Source organism: Lysobacter sp. Soil_C_15 (assembly GCF_057657315.1).
On record NZ_JBDGIR010000001.1, the window covers coordinates 286,775 to 299,789 of the forward strand.

The 13,015-nt window shown below is 69.2% G+C and carries 14 protein-coding genes; 3 read left to right on the forward strand and 11 right to left on the reverse strand.

Annotated features, from left to right (window positions below; genetic code table 11):
- Nucleotides 1-6: 6 nt before the first annotated feature.
- A complete protein-coding gene (locus tag AC3A57_RS01290) occupies nucleotides 7-1,884 on the forward strand; it encodes a glycoside hydrolase family 35 protein (RefSeq protein WP_487577209.1) in 1,878 nt (625 codons plus the stop codon).
- 144 nt (nucleotides 1,885-2,028) lie between these two features.
- Here the strand turns inward: AC3A57_RS01290 and AC3A57_RS01295 are convergent, their stop codons facing one another.
- The 8 genes from AC3A57_RS01295 to AC3A57_RS01330 all read right to left on the reverse strand — a co-directional run bounded on the left by AC3A57_RS01295 (nucleotide 2,029) and on the right by AC3A57_RS01330 (nucleotide 6,485).
- Nucleotides 2,029-2,547, reverse strand: a complete 519-nt coding sequence (locus AC3A57_RS01295) for a hypothetical protein (protein ID WP_487577210.1) — start codon at nucleotides 2,545-2,547, stop codon at nucleotides 2,029-2,031.
- Between the two features lie 549 nt (nucleotides 2,548-3,096).
- Nucleotides 3,097-3,630, reverse strand: a complete 534-nt coding sequence (locus AC3A57_RS01300; RefSeq protein ID WP_487577211.1) for a nuclear transport factor 2 family protein — start codon at nucleotides 3,628-3,630, stop codon at nucleotides 3,097-3,099.
- Between the two features lie 84 nt (nucleotides 3,631-3,714).
- Nucleotides 3,715-3,987, reverse strand: a complete 273-nt coding sequence (locus AC3A57_RS01305) for a hypothetical protein (protein WP_487577212.1) — start codon at nucleotides 3,985-3,987, stop codon at nucleotides 3,715-3,717.
- A 112-nt stretch (nucleotides 3,988-4,099) separates the two neighbouring features.
- Nucleotides 4,100-4,402 (reverse strand): hypothetical protein, encoded by a 303-nt coding sequence (locus AC3A57_RS01310; protein WP_487577213.1) that lies wholly within the window; start codon nucleotides 4,400-4,402, stop codon nucleotides 4,100-4,102.
- 160 nt (nucleotides 4,403-4,562) lie between these two features.
- The gene (locus AC3A57_RS01315) at nucleotides 4,563-5,492 is read right to left on the reverse strand and encodes an ADP-ribosylglycohydrolase family protein (RefSeq protein WP_487577214.1); all 930 of its coding nucleotides are present in this window, start codon (nucleotides 5,490-5,492) and stop codon (nucleotides 4,563-4,565) included.
- Entirely contained in the window at nucleotides 5,489-5,869 is a 381-nt protein-coding gene (locus tag AC3A57_RS01320) for a cupin domain-containing protein (protein WP_221670180.1), read from the reverse strand. The genes AC3A57_RS01315 and AC3A57_RS01320 overlap by 4 nt, the downstream gene beginning before the upstream one ends.
- A 50-nt stretch (nucleotides 5,870-5,919) precedes the next feature.
- Nucleotides 5,920-6,126: a twin transmembrane helix small protein gene (locus AC3A57_RS01325; protein ID WP_221670181.1), complete on the reverse strand. Its 207-nt coding sequence runs from the start codon at nucleotides 6,124-6,126 to the stop codon at nucleotides 5,920-5,922.
- A complete protein-coding gene (locus AC3A57_RS01330) occupies nucleotides 6,123-6,485 on the reverse strand; it encodes a hypothetical protein (RefSeq protein ID WP_487577215.1) in 363 nt (120 codons plus the stop codon). The genes AC3A57_RS01325 and AC3A57_RS01330 overlap by 4 nt, the downstream gene beginning before the upstream one ends.
- A gap of 261 nt (nucleotides 6,486-6,746) precedes the next feature.
- Here AC3A57_RS01330 and AC3A57_RS01335 point away from each other — a divergent pair, with 261 nt between their 5' ends.
- Complete coding sequence (locus AC3A57_RS01335; RefSeq protein WP_487577216.1) at nucleotides 6,747-8,165, forward strand: aminotransferase-like domain-containing protein; 1,419 nt, start codon at nucleotides 6,747-6,749, stop codon at nucleotides 8,163-8,165.
- Here AC3A57_RS01335 and AC3A57_RS01340 read toward each other — a convergent pair.
- Nucleotides 8,083-8,547 (reverse strand): MmcQ/YjbR family DNA-binding protein, encoded by a 465-nt coding sequence (locus AC3A57_RS01340; protein WP_487577217.1) that lies wholly within the window; start codon nucleotides 8,545-8,547, stop codon nucleotides 8,083-8,085. The genes AC3A57_RS01335 and AC3A57_RS01340 overlap by 83 nt on opposite strands.
- A gap of 64 nt (nucleotides 8,548-8,611) precedes the next feature.
- On the reverse strand, nucleotides 8,612-9,019 hold the full coding sequence (locus AC3A57_RS01345) for a GFA family protein (RefSeq protein WP_487577218.1): 408 nt from the start codon (nucleotides 9,017-9,019) through the stop codon (nucleotides 8,612-8,614).
- Between the two features lie 133 nt (nucleotides 9,020-9,152).
- On the opposite strand from AC3A57_RS01345, the gene AC3A57_RS01350 reads away from it, so the two are divergent.
- Nucleotides 9,153-10,097: a helix-turn-helix transcriptional regulator gene (locus AC3A57_RS01350; RefSeq protein ID WP_487577219.1), complete on the forward strand. Its 945-nt coding sequence runs from the start codon at nucleotides 9,153-9,155 to the stop codon at nucleotides 10,095-10,097.
- A gap of 97 nt (nucleotides 10,098-10,194) precedes the next feature.
- On the opposite strand, the gene AC3A57_RS01355 is transcribed toward AC3A57_RS01350, so the two are convergent.
- The gene (locus tag AC3A57_RS01355) at nucleotides 10,195-12,594 is read right to left on the reverse strand and encodes a S8 family serine peptidase (protein WP_487577220.1); all 2,400 of its coding nucleotides are present in this window, start codon (nucleotides 12,592-12,594) and stop codon (nucleotides 10,195-10,197) included.
- Between the last annotated feature and the right edge of the window lie 421 nt (nucleotides 12,595-13,015).

A 13,015-nucleotide genomic window follows, 5' to 3' on the forward strand; every position in this document is an offset into this window, starting at 1 on the left:
CCGTCGATGTCCGTTTCGCGCTCCCTCGCCACGGCCCTGCTCGGGCTGGCCCTCGCCTTGCCGGCCCAGGCCGCGGCCGCACCGCGCTTCGCCATCGACGGCGACCGTTTCCTGCTCGACGGCAAGCCGCACCTGATCCGCTCCGGCGAACTGCACTATCCGCGCATCCCGCGCGCGTTCTGGCGCGAGCGCCTGCGCCAGGCCAAGGCGATGGGCCTGAATACCGTCACCACCTACGTGTTCTGGAACCTGCACGAACCCGAGCCCGGCCGGTTCGCCTTCGACGGCAACCTGGACATCGCCGCGTTCGTGCGCACCGCCGCCGAAGAAGGCCTGGACGTGATCGTCCGCCCCGGCCCCTATATCTGCACCGAGCTCGACTTCGGCGGCTATCCGGCCTGGCTGCTGCGCACTCCCGGACTGCGCGTGCGCAGCATGGACCCGCGCTACCTCGCCGCGGGCGAACACTATCTGCGCCGCGTGCACCAGGAACTCGGCCCGCTGCTGAGCACCCGCGGCGGCCCGATCCTGATGATGCAGGTCGAGAACGAATACGGCTCCTACGGCCGCGACCGCGACTACATGGCCACCGCCAAGCGGCAGATGATCGAGGCCGGGTTCGACCTGCCGCTGTTCACCTCCGACGGCGCCGGCCCGCACTACTTCGAGGGCGGCCCGCTGCCCGGGGTCACCGCGGTGATCAACTTCGACGGCGACGTCGCCGATGCCGAAGCCTCGTTCGCCCATCTCAAGGCCTTCCGTCCCGGCGGCCCGCGCATGGTCGGCGAGTATTGGGCCGGCTGGTTCGACCACTGGGGCGAGCAGCACCACACCACGCCGCCGGAACGCGCCGCGCGCACCGTCGACTGGTTCCTCGAGCGCGGCATCTCCTTCAACCTGTACATGTTCCACGGCGGCACCAGCTTCGGCTGGATGGCCGGCGCGAACTACAGCCGCGACATGCCCTACCAGCCCGACACCACCAGCTACGACTACGACGCGCCGGTCGACGAGGCGGGCCGGCCGACGCCTAAGTACCACGCCCTGCGCGAAGTCATCGGCCGCCATCTGCCGGCCGGCGAAGCCCTGCCGCCGCTGCCGGCGCCGGCCGCGACGACCGTCGCTGTGCCGCGTTTCGCCCTGACCGAATCGGTGTCGCTGTGGGACGCGTTGCCGGCGCTGAGCCGGCCGGTATCGGCGCAGCTGCCGCGCACGATGGAAGACCTGCAGCAGAACTACGGCTTCGTGCTCTACCGCAACACCGTGCCGGCCGGCGCGCAGGGCAAGCTCAGCGTCGACGAGGTGCGCGACTATGCCAACGTGTTCGCCGACGGCAAGCCCGTGGGCACGCTGGACCGGCGTTTCGGCGAACGCGAGCTGGAGGCCGGCCTGAAGCCGCAGCAGCGGCTCGATCTGTTGGTCGAGAACATGGGCCGGATCAACTTCGGCGCCCGCCTGGACGAGGAGCGCAAGGGCATCACCCGTTCGGTCTCGGTCGGCGGCCGCGCGCTGTACGACTGGAACCACTACCCGCTGCCGCTCAGCGACCTGTCCGGCCTGCGCTACGCCAAGACCGGCGCCGGCGCGCCGGCCGGGCCACGCTTCTGGCGCGGCGGCTTCCAGCTCGAGCGCGTCGGCAGCACCTTCCTCGACACCCGCGGCTGGGGCAAGGGTCACGTCTGGGTCAACGGCCATCATCTCGGCCGCTACTGGAAGATCGGCCCGCAACAGACCTTGTTCGTGCCCGCGCCGTGGCTGCGCCCGGGCCGCAACGAGGTGGTGGTGTTCGAAGTCGAAGGCGGCGCCGGCGCGCGCAGCCTGCAGGGGCTGACCGATCCGGTGTACGCGACCGATCCGGATGGGTTGAAGCCGGTCAGGCGTTGAGGACTTTCGCGGCGTTCTCTAGGGGAAATCAGTGCCGCAATACCGCCGCCAGGAGCGAATCCTCGCAGGTCCAGCCGACTTGCTTGAAGTCGGCTTGGATCAGGCCCGCCGCATAGCTACGCCGGCCCGAATGAATTCTTAGGGCTAGGCCAACGTGCGCCAGAAAACGCCAGCGCTCACCAACAGCGAAAAAGCTGCCGCCAGCAGTGGTGCATAACGGAAAGGCGACTGGCCGGATGCCAGTGAGGGGAATGCCCGCTGCAGCAGCAGAAACGGATATCCAAGGACGATCGCGAAGAGGATGGGATTCCATGCGAACTTGGTGGCCGCGGGCGCGCCGCACACCACGATCCCAAGGCCGAAAACCAGCATGTAGGCCGCGAACACGCTAAACAGGACGGCATGGACCTTGAGGGCGGCCCCGGTTTTCTCTTTGCGAACGAATGCAACGAACGACGACGCCAAGGCTACAAGCGCTGCCGGAACCGAAAAATAGGCAACGACGACATCCTGCGCTATTTCGGGCGCTTTTCCGAGTTTCACCGCCAACAGCGCACCGCCATGAGCGAGCAGAACAAAGGCGCAGAGAATCGAACTGATGCCTAGCAGCCTGGAGGGGGTGAGCCTATCCAGCTTGCCCATCAGTTTTTCGAGCACTTTCATCTATCACCCGCCCCAAGATCAAACCGCGCCGGAAGACGCATCCGTTCGAACGAATTATCAGCCCATGGGCGGCGCCAAGGCCAGCTCGACTGCTGAAGCCGACCGAACCAGATCGATTCGCTCGACGCATCCATGCCCTCGACGACATAGCGGCCCGGCTGACCGAAGCTCCTCAGCTGTCCAGGAACGCTCCTGGCTTCCCACTTGCGGCGGCGCCTTGCCTGGACAGCGACGCCGCCAGCCTGAGCCCATGTCTTCGGCCCGCCGACGATGCCGGTTTCGTCGCGACTGCGCAGCCAAGAGCAAATCCCCCCTGCCCCCCTTTTCCAAAGGGGGGAACTGCGGTTGCGAGGCGAGCGCGAAACATCGCAGAACGCACGCGGTTGCTCGGCTTTCCAGGCAAATTCTCCACCACCCCTCGCCTTGCCTATCCCCCCTTTGAAAAAGGGGGGTAAGGGGGATTTGCTGTTGACGTTGCTGTTGCTGTCGCCACCGCCACCGCAATGAACCATCGCCGGCCAGGCCGCGCAGCCGCACTCCGCGATACGCCTACTCCGACGGCGACGAAGGCCGATGATCGAAGCTCAGCACCCTCGCCAGCCGCCAGGCGCCGTGCTCCTGCTTCCACAGATGCACGAACTTGGCCACTTCCGAGCCCGGCTCGCCCTTGCGGGCGAAGACATGGCGCCCGATCTGGATCGCGCCGTAGTCCTTCATCGGATAGACCTCGAGGCTTCCGGGCACCAGGCTGCGGGTGACGCCGTTGTCGCGAGGGCACGACTTCAACGTCCGAACGGCCTCGCCGACCTCGGCTCCGGTCCGGTCGTGATAGAACTCCGCGTCGGCGGTGAAGATCGCCCGGAACCTGTCCGCGTCGCAGGTCACGAAGGCGGCGTCGAACAGCTCCGCATCCATCCGGGCAAGCTCATCGAACAGTTGGCCCGACCGGGTCGTGTCCTGCGCCGAGCCCAGCGAAGCCCATCCGATCAACAGCGCTCCGAGGATTCGAGCGTGCCGGCGGGCGTTACCGGAAGCGGAACCGGAACCGGAACCGGAACATTCCAGCGTGGCGAGTTCGCGCATGGCAGTCCTTGTCGGCGTTTGACGAATGAATTGGCTGAGGCGCACAGCGGCGCCGGCTCGATCGGTCTGTTGTGCGTGTATCGGCTAGCGAGCGACTGACCATGCTCCAGACTCGCGCATGAAAATCACCACCGCTTCTCGTTCCGTGTCGTCGACGTGGCGATATCCAACCATGAACGTCTGTGCCGCCACCTCGTCCTCGTCCAAGCGCGCCACAACCCCGATGCAAGAAGCATTGCAATGCTTCTGAAAGAATTCGGCGGCATCCGCTTCGGTCCTGGACCGCTGCGAACATCCCTGCATCCCCGAGACGGTCAGCGCAAATAGCAGGGCAAGTACGTGGAGTTGCAACTGCATCGGTAAGCGGCCCCAAACCTGAACTCAGCTGCGCCGGGAATGCGTCCAATTTGATCGAACCGTTCCGCGTCCGCCTGATCTGGTTTGCGCACGGACGACGGCTGGAGTTTCATCAGTCGTCGCCCCCATCCCACCCGTCCCTGAGGCCGCGCGATCCTATTTCCGCGAGCCGGACGCCGTCATCCGCCGCGTCGAGCCTGCTCCAGTTCCGCAACTGGACCGCGACTACTGCGCACAGCAGGCCGGCTCCCAGCGCCAGCCAGAAAATCCATCTCGGCACGGAACCTGCGACCGGGTGCGCGAGGATCGCAAGCAGGCTGCCGATCAGGACGAGCGCTCCCACGCCGAAAACGGCCGCCCACCACTGGCGGTGCGGGGCGGCCTCCTTGCTGGCCTTTGCTGGACGAGCATCCACTCATCTCTCCTTGCCGCGTGAGATCCATCCACCCCGGCATCGGGACCTTGCGCGGAGTGTAGGGCAGAATTTTGCGCGCTTCCAACCGGCGCATCGAGACGATGAGCAGCCCGCCCCAGGGGCCGCGCTCCTGCCAGCCGGGCATCCCCACACCGCTAACTCAACCTGCCGCCGGCGCCTGCGCCAACGCCAGCAACCCCAAGGCCATCGCCTCGATCTCTTCCCGCATCGCCAGCCGCTCGCGCCAGGCAGGCGGTATCGCCTCCACGCCGTAATAGGCGCCGGCCAGTTGGCCGCAGATCGCCGCGGTGGTGTCGGCGTCGTCGCCGAGGTTGGCCGCGCGCAGCACCGCCGAGGCGTAGTCGTCGGTGTGCAGGAAACACCACAGCGCCGCCTCCAGCGAATGCACGCTGTAGCCGGTGCCGGCGATCTCGTCTTCGCGCTTGCCAGCGTAGTCGCGCGCGTGCAGCGCGGCGATCGACGGACTCTGCGGCGCGGCCATCGCCGGGGTCAGTACCGCCTCCTTGCCGGCGCCGAGCAGGGCCGCGCGCAACTGCATCGCGAACAGGCGCGAGGCGTCCAGCGCCTCGGCCGCGCCGTGGGTGGTGCGGGTCGATTCGACGGCGTAATGCAGGCAGGCCTGAGCGTCGGCGCGATAGGCCATCGGCACCGGCGCCAGCCGCATCAGCGCGCCGTTGCCGGCCGCGCGCGGCCCCGGATCGCCGGCATAGGGATCGCCTTCGCGCAGATAGCGGTCCAGCGCCGCGCCGACGGTCATGCCGATATCGAAGCAGTCGCCGGTGCTGCTGAGGTAGCCGTGCGCGCGCCAGTTGCAATAGCGGTTCATCTGGTCGCGCGCATCGAAGCCGCGGCAGTGGATCAGGCTGGCGCCCAGGCACAACGCCATCGAGGTGTCGTCGGTCCACTGCCCGGCCTGCAGCCGGAACGGACCGCCGCCGATCATGTCGCGCAGCGGCGCGAAGCCGCCGCGCGGGCTGAACTCGACCGTGGTGCCGACCGCGTCGCCGCAGGCCAGGCCGAGCAGGCAGCCCAGGTAGCGTTCGCGCGTATCCGCACGCTGCGCGCTCATGCGGCCTCCGGATCGAGGTCTTGGTAGCACTCGGGCGCGAAACGCGGGGTGCAGATCGCCGCGAACAGCAGATCCTCGTCGCCGATGTTGGCGATGCGCTGCGCGACGCCGGGCGGAATCACCACCACGTCGCCGGCGCCGACCTCGACCGGCGCCAGATCGCCGATCTCGGCACGGCCGCGGCCGGCCAGGATCAGGTAGCGCTCGGTGGTGCCGAGCAGGCGGTGCAGGCGGGTGGTCGTGCCCGGCTCGACCCGGGCGCGCGCGATCGACGCCTGCGCGTCGTCGGGATGGTTCCACCACTCCAGAATGTGGCAGCGCTCCTGGAAGTAATACTCGGCGTGTTCGTCCTGGCGGACGATGCGGGCGTCGGTCATCGCGGGGCTTCGGCGCGGGCGGGCCGACAGCTTAGCCCGCGCCGCGCGGCTCAGGCGCCGACGCCGTGCGGCTGGACCACGCCGGTGGCGATGCCGACCACGACCAGGGCGATCAGCGCGATCGAAAAGCCGATCCGCCGGGTCAGCGCATTGACCGTGCGCTTGCTGCTGCCCTTGTCGACCAGCATGTAGTACAGGCCGGCGCCGAGGTTGTAGAGGATCACCGCCATGAACGCGGCGACGAACAGGGTTTTCATGATTCGACCTTGCCCGCGAGCGGGCGCGAGGAGAAAGGGACGGCCGCCGCCGCGCGACGGCGCAGCCAGCGCCAGCGCAGGGCCAGCGCCGCGGTCATGACCGCGAGGAACAGGCCGTAGGCGACCGAGGTCGCGAGCACCTGCTTCCAGATCGCGCCGGCGTGCGGATCGGCGTTGTAGAAACCCCAGTGCATGCCCCAGCCGGCGGCCAGCGTGGCCAGGACCAGGCTGGCGCTGTCGAAGACGGTGCGGGCGCGCCCGCGCGGCTGGCGCGGGTAGGCCCAGAACAGCCAGGCCAGGATCGAGAACCAGGGAATGAACAGGATCAACGCCAGGTTGAGTTCGACTTGCGGGTTCATGGCGGAAGGGCAGTTCGCACAGCTTTTGCTGCGGGAGCCACTATCCGTCAGCCGGATCAGATGGCGTAGACTCAGTTTTCCAACAAAAACCCATATCAGTCGCAGAATTTTTAGAGACGATGTGATTTGGGCTGGGACTCGGGACTCGGGACTCGGGACTCGTAAAGCAGAGCACAAGCTTTGGCTCTCCCGAGCACCGAATCCCGAATCCCGAATCCCGAATCCCGAATCCCGAGTCCCGAGTCCCGAGTCCCGAGTCCCGTGAAACGCTACCAAGCCCTCGCCAATGACATCGCCCGGTCGATCCGGCAGGGGCTGCTGCGGCCGGGGCAGCGGCTGCCGTCGGTGCGCCAGACCAGCGCGGCGCGCGGGCTCAGTCCGGCGACGGTGTTCCAGGCGTATTACCTGCTCGAAGCCCAGGGGCTGGTGCAGTCGCGGCCGCGTTCGGGCTATTACGTGCGCGCGGCGGCGCGGCCGCTGCCGCCGGAACCGGACGCGGCCTCGGCCCCGGACGGTGAGTCGCGGCCGGTCGATGTCAGCGCGTTGGTGTTCGAGGTGCTGGAATCGGCGATGGCGCGCGAGATCGTGCCGCTGGGCTCGGCCTTCCTGAGCCCGGCGCTGTTTCCGCTGGCCCGGCTCGGCCGGGCGATGGCGCACGAGGCGGTGCACCTGGACCCGCGCAGCACCGTCGACGACCTGACCCCCGGCAAGCACGAACTGCGCCGGCACATCGCCCTGCGCTACCAGGTCGAAGGCATCGGCCTGGGCGCGGGCGACCTGGTGATCTGCAACGGCGCGATCGAGGCGCTGAACCTGTGCATCGCCGCGACCACCCGTCCCGGCGACGCGGTGCTGGTCGAATCGCCCTGCTTCTACGCCGCCCTGCAGACGCTGGAACGGCACGGCCTGCGCGCGGTGGAAGTGCCGACCCATCCGCGCGAGGGCATCGATCTGGGCGCGCTGGACGCGGCGATCCGCCGCCACGCGCCCAAGGCCTGCTGGCTGATGACCCGTTTCCAGAATCCGCTCGGCGCCAGCCTGCCCGAGGCCAAGACCCGCGAGCTGGTCGAATTGCTGGCGCGGCATGAGCTGCCGCTGATCGAGGACGACGTCTACGGCGAACTGCACTACGGCGCGCAGCGTCCGCGCCCGGCCAAGGCCTTCGACAGCCGCGGCCTGGTGCTGCACTGCTCGTCGTTCTCCAAGACCCTGGCGCCGGGCTACCGGATCGGCTGGACCGCGCCGGGACGCTATGCGCAGCAGGTGGCGCGGCTCAAGCTGACCAACACCCTGGCCACCTGCGTGCCGGCGCAATTGGCGATCGCCCGCTATCTGCAGCGCGGCGGCTACGAGCGCCATCTGCGCGCGCTGCGCAAGACCCTGGCCCAGCAGCAGGCCGCGTACCTGGAAGCGGTGGCGCGCCAGTTCCCTGCCGGCACCCGGGTCACCCGCCCGGACGGGGGTTACTTTCTGTGGATCGAACTGCCGCCGGACCGCGACGCGCTATGGATCCAGCGCCAGGCCGCGCAGCGTGGGGTCAGCATCGCGCCCGGACCGATCTTCTCCGCCTACCGCGGTTACCGGCATTGCTTGCGGCTCAACTACGGCCACCCGCTCGACGACCGGGCGGAGGCAGGCTTACGAGTCTTGGCCGAGCTTTCGGCGGCGCGACCGGGCTGAGCCGCTCGCGCTGCGCTTCGTCGGCATCGGCCAGCGCCTCGGCCTGGCGCTTGCGGCTGAGGTTGCCGAGCGCGCGCCGGTACGACCAGTCGACCAGTTCGGCCAGATACTCGTCCGGCAGCCGGCGCACGTCGACGATGGTGACCCAGTGGTGGCGGCCCATGAACCGCGCCGGCTTGGCGCCGGGCATGTCGGTGAGCTCGACGAAGCGTTCCGGAGTGACCTTGATGCTGAAACGCCAGCGCTCGGGCTCGCTGGTCTTGAAGTAGGCGAAGAACTTGCCGCCGACGCTGTAGACCAGGATGTTCGACGGCGCCGCGTGCAGGGTCTCGACCGCGCCCGGATAGGCGCGGCACCGGCGTTTGAGGGCTTCGGTATCCATCGGCGAAAGGCGGCGGCGGGCGCGCCAGACTCGCACGCGCGGCGATGCGCGGCGAGCCCGGCGGTCACATATGCGCGGTGACCGCGGGCGTTTCGAACCAGTTGTTGTGCAGCCCGTCCATGAAGCGCACCGGCGCCGCCGCCAGCACCGCATGGTCGACGTCCAGGCAGGCGACGTTGACCGCGTAGTACTTGCCGCCGAGCACGTCGAGCTCGCCGCTGCCGAAGGCATGGATGCCGCAGTGCTTGCAGAACTGGTGATGGCCGCTGAAGGTGCCGAACTGGTAGTCGCCCATGTCTTCCGGCTTGCCGGCGAGCAGGCGGAAGGCCTCCGGCTTGGCCAGCGCCGTCCACTTGCGCAGCTTGGTGCAGATCGAGCAGTTGCAGCGCGAGGTGCCGGCGTCGAGGTCGAGGTCGACTTCGTAACGGATCGCGCCGCAGTGGCAGCTGCCTTGATAGGTCTGGACGGTCATGGCTTGGCTCCGGGATTCGGGATTCGGGATTCGGGATTCGGGAAGGAAAAGCCTGGGGGCGCGTTTCCGGGTGAGTGCAGAATAGCCCCTATCGAGGACAGGATATGTCCTCAATCGTCGTTAGACTGGGCCTATGCTCAAGACCTCCGCCCGCCTCCTGCGTCTGCTCTCGCTGTTGCAGCAGCGCCGCCACTGGACCGGCAACGAACTGTGCGAACGGCTCGAAGTCGACGGCCGCACCGTGCGCCGCGACGTCGACCGCCTGCGCGAACTGGGCTACCCGATCCAGGCCTCGGCCGGGGTCGGCGGCGGCTATCAGCTCGGCGCCGGCGCCTCGATGCCGCCGCTGCTGCTCGACGACGACGAAGCGGTGGCGATGGCGGTGGCCTTGCGCAGCGCCACCGCCAGCGTGGCCCGGATCGAACAGACCGCGCTCGGCCTGCTCGGCAAGCTCGACCAGCTGATGCCGGCGCGGTTGCGGCGGCGGATCAGCGCGCTGTATTCGGTGACCGTGTCGCTGGCCCAGGACGAGCCAGGCCCGGACGTCGACACCCTGACCGAGCTGGCCGGCGCCTGCCGCGACCGCCAGACCATCGAACTGGAGTACCAGGACCGCGGCGGTCGCGCCAGCCGGCGCACGATCGAGCCGCTGCGCCTGGTCAGCAGCGGCCGGCGCTGGTACTTGCTGGCCTGGGACCGCAGCCGCGAGGACTGGCGCCTGTTCCGCGCCGACCGCATCCAGAGCCTGCGCTGCGGCGCCGGCTTCGCCCCACGCGAGTTTCCCGAGGACGTCGCCGGCTACGTCCAGCGCAGCCTCAGCCAGGGCATGACCGGCGACGTGCTGCGCGCGCGCCTGCACGGCTCGGCCGAAGCGTTGGCGCCGGGCCTGCCGCCGTGGTGCGGCGTGCTCGAACACATCGACGAGCACAGTTGCCTGCTGCACGTGCGCGGCGAGACGGCGGAGGATTTCATCGCCCTGCTGGCCTTGACCGGGGTCGAGTTCGAGCTGCTCGGCGCCGAAGAACGCCTGCCGCAGTTGCGCGCCGTGGCCGAGCGCCTGGCGCGCGCCCTGGCCTGAAGCCGGCCCATCCGCGGCGCCGATGCGCTGCAAAAACGATGCCCGCCTTGCGGGCGGGCATCGTCCGGACCGGCACGCGGACCCGCCGAACGCGGGCTTATTGCGCAGCGGCGTTGGAGCAGGCCGCGTCGTTCTCCTCGTGCAGCACGTCGTAGCTCTTCTGTCCCGCCGGCAACGGATTGGCCTGCGCCGGCAGCAGACCGCGATAGGTCGGGTCGTACAGCGCGGTCAGGAAGCAGGCCTGCGACTGGGCATGGAACTTCAGCCGGCCGGTGCCGTAGCTGCTGTCGAAACCGGCCGCGCCCAGGTCGTTGCCGCCGGTGCCGGCCACATAGGCCAACGAGTCGTACACCGAGCCGGTCAGGCTGACGTTGCGTTGCCGCACCGCCGCAGCGTGAGCGGCGCGCTGGGCGTCGGTCGGATTGGCCGGCAGCACCGGCACGGTGGCGTTGGTCAGCTGGCGCTGATGCTGCAGGCCGAGCAGGGCCAGCGCGGCCACGTGCGGGGTCGCCGAGGAAGTGCCGTTGAACTCGTTGTCGCCGTAGGAGACCGTATCGACGTTGGCGAAGTTGGCCATGTCGGGCTTGGCGTTGCCGGCCGCCTGTCCGTTCGGACGCGCGCCGCCGGCGGCCAGCACCGGCCCGCGCGAGCTGTAGGCCTCCAGGTTCGAGGTCGCCGCGTCCAGCGCCGCCACCGTGATCACGCTGGCCGAGTCGGCCGGATGGATCAGCGAGCGCTCGGCCTGGGCGTACTGCGGGGTGTAGTAGCCGCCGACCATCAGGCGCAGGAAATTGTTCGCGGCGGCGGTCTTGCGGACGATGCGCAGGCCGAACTTGCCTCCGCCGGCGAAGCGGTTGGCGTTGAACAGGTTGTCGCACTCGGCGGTGCGGGTCGCCGCCGACGCAACGAAGGAGATGCCTTCCAGCGGCGCCTGGCCGGCGCCGCCGTTCTGGGCCGCATCCGATTGCGTCGCCACGACCCAGCCGGCCGGGGTGACCACCCGGCCCCTGCGCACGACCGCATCGGCCCAGCGCACCAGCTCCAGCCGGTAATCGGCGTCGGTGAGGTTGTTGGCGTTGGTCCAATCGTTCCAGCCCAGGGTCGCGCTGATCTCGAAGCTGTCCTGGTCGGCCGCGCTGAAGGCGCCGACCGGGATGCAGCCGCCGAAGTCGGCGCCCAGATTCAAGCGGTTGACGTTGTCGACGCCGGCCGCGCTGAGGTCGAAGTCCTGGCGCACGTTGGCGACCGCGCCGGCGGTGCTGTTGCCGTCCCAGTGCACCTGGGCCTCGTTGCCGGCGGCGTTGAGGACCAGCACGCCGTTGCGCGTGGCCGCCTCGATCGCCTCGTACAGGCCGCGCAGGGCGCTGCCGGTACCGGTGCCGTCGCCGGGGCCGTACAGGTCGAAGCCGAGCGAGGCGGTGATGACCTGCGCGCGCGGCTCGCCCTGGGCGACGTTCTGGGCGTTGAGGTTGGCCGCGTCCTGGACCGCGCTGACCCAATCGGCCGCGCCGGAGCTGTCGTAAACGCGGAACGAGGCGGCCGGCGCGATGTCGTAGACGATCTCGGTCACCGCATTGCCGTGCGCGGCGCCGCGATGGCCGAAGGCCTGTCCCTGCAGCGGGCGCAGGGTGATCTTGTTCGGTTCGGCGGCGCTGTTGCTCGGCCACTCGCCGGCCGCCTGCAAGGCCGCGACCTCGCCGTTGAGATTGCCGAAATGATCGATGATGGCGATGCTCAGGCCTTCGCCGCGCAGGTCCCGACGCAGGTTCTCGGCGACGCCGGCGTACTGGCCGAGCGCGCGCAGGCGGTCGACCTCGCTGGCGGTGGCGCCGTCGCTGAACACCGCCGTCTGCGACATCTTCATCAACGACACCTGGGCCACCGATTTCAATCCGGCGACCCATTCCAGCTTCGCCAGCGGCACCAGCGCCTCGAGCGACGGCGAACCGTTGACCGCCGTCGCCTGCAGGCCGGCGGCGAGCAGGGTATCGCGCAGCGCCGAGGTGGCGCGCGCGAGCAGGTCGGGGTTCTGCACATCCTCGTAGCTCAGGGCCAGGTCGAGGCTGACCTTGAGCTTCTCGCCTTCGCGGAAGCGTTGCGGAATGCCGGCGCGATCGAGCGCGGCGATCTGCGCCGCGGCGCTGATCGCCTGCCGGGCCGGACGGCCGGCGTCGCCGGCGCCGGCCGGCGCGCCGTTCGCCGGCGTCACGCTGTTGGCGCTGCCGGCCGTCTGGGTCTGCGCCAGCCATTGCACGGCTTCCAGCAACTGGCCGCCGCCGAGCTTGGCTTGCGCGTCGTTGCGCGGCGTCGGTGCGGTGTAGGCGACGCTGCGCAGGCCGGCGCCGGGCAGGGAACCGGAGGCCGCGGCAGCGGCGAACGCATCGCCGGGCGCGCCGAGCGCAGCCGGGCCGGCGTCGCGTTGCGAGCCGAGCAACACCGCCGCGCAGGCCGCGGCCAGACCGAGCACGGCGAATGTCTTCTTGGAAGAGTTTTTCATTGCTTTGGATGTCCTATGCTTTGACTGCCGGCACGAAACGACGCCGCCGACGGATCGCCGCGGCAGATCTGTTCCGGCTGTGGGAACCTCGAAGGGAGCGGTCCGGCGCGAGGCGTTTCGAACCGGCTCATCGAATCAAACGTGAGCCGCGATCCACTCCCCTACCGCGACTTCGGATCTTGCATAGAACCAATCGCAATGACGGCGCGCATGGGGAGATGCCGCGAACCTGCGTTGGCCGCGAACGGACGATCCGGATAACGCGGCGCGCGGACGGCCATCGCGACGCCGTTGCGCGGCGTCGCGATGGCGTCGAAATGCGAATTCGTGGCGGCGCGCGCAAGCGGCGGGCGAAGCCGACACGGCGCATCGCCTTCATCCGGCCGTCCGCCGGACGCAGCGGCAAAACGCCGATGCGGGC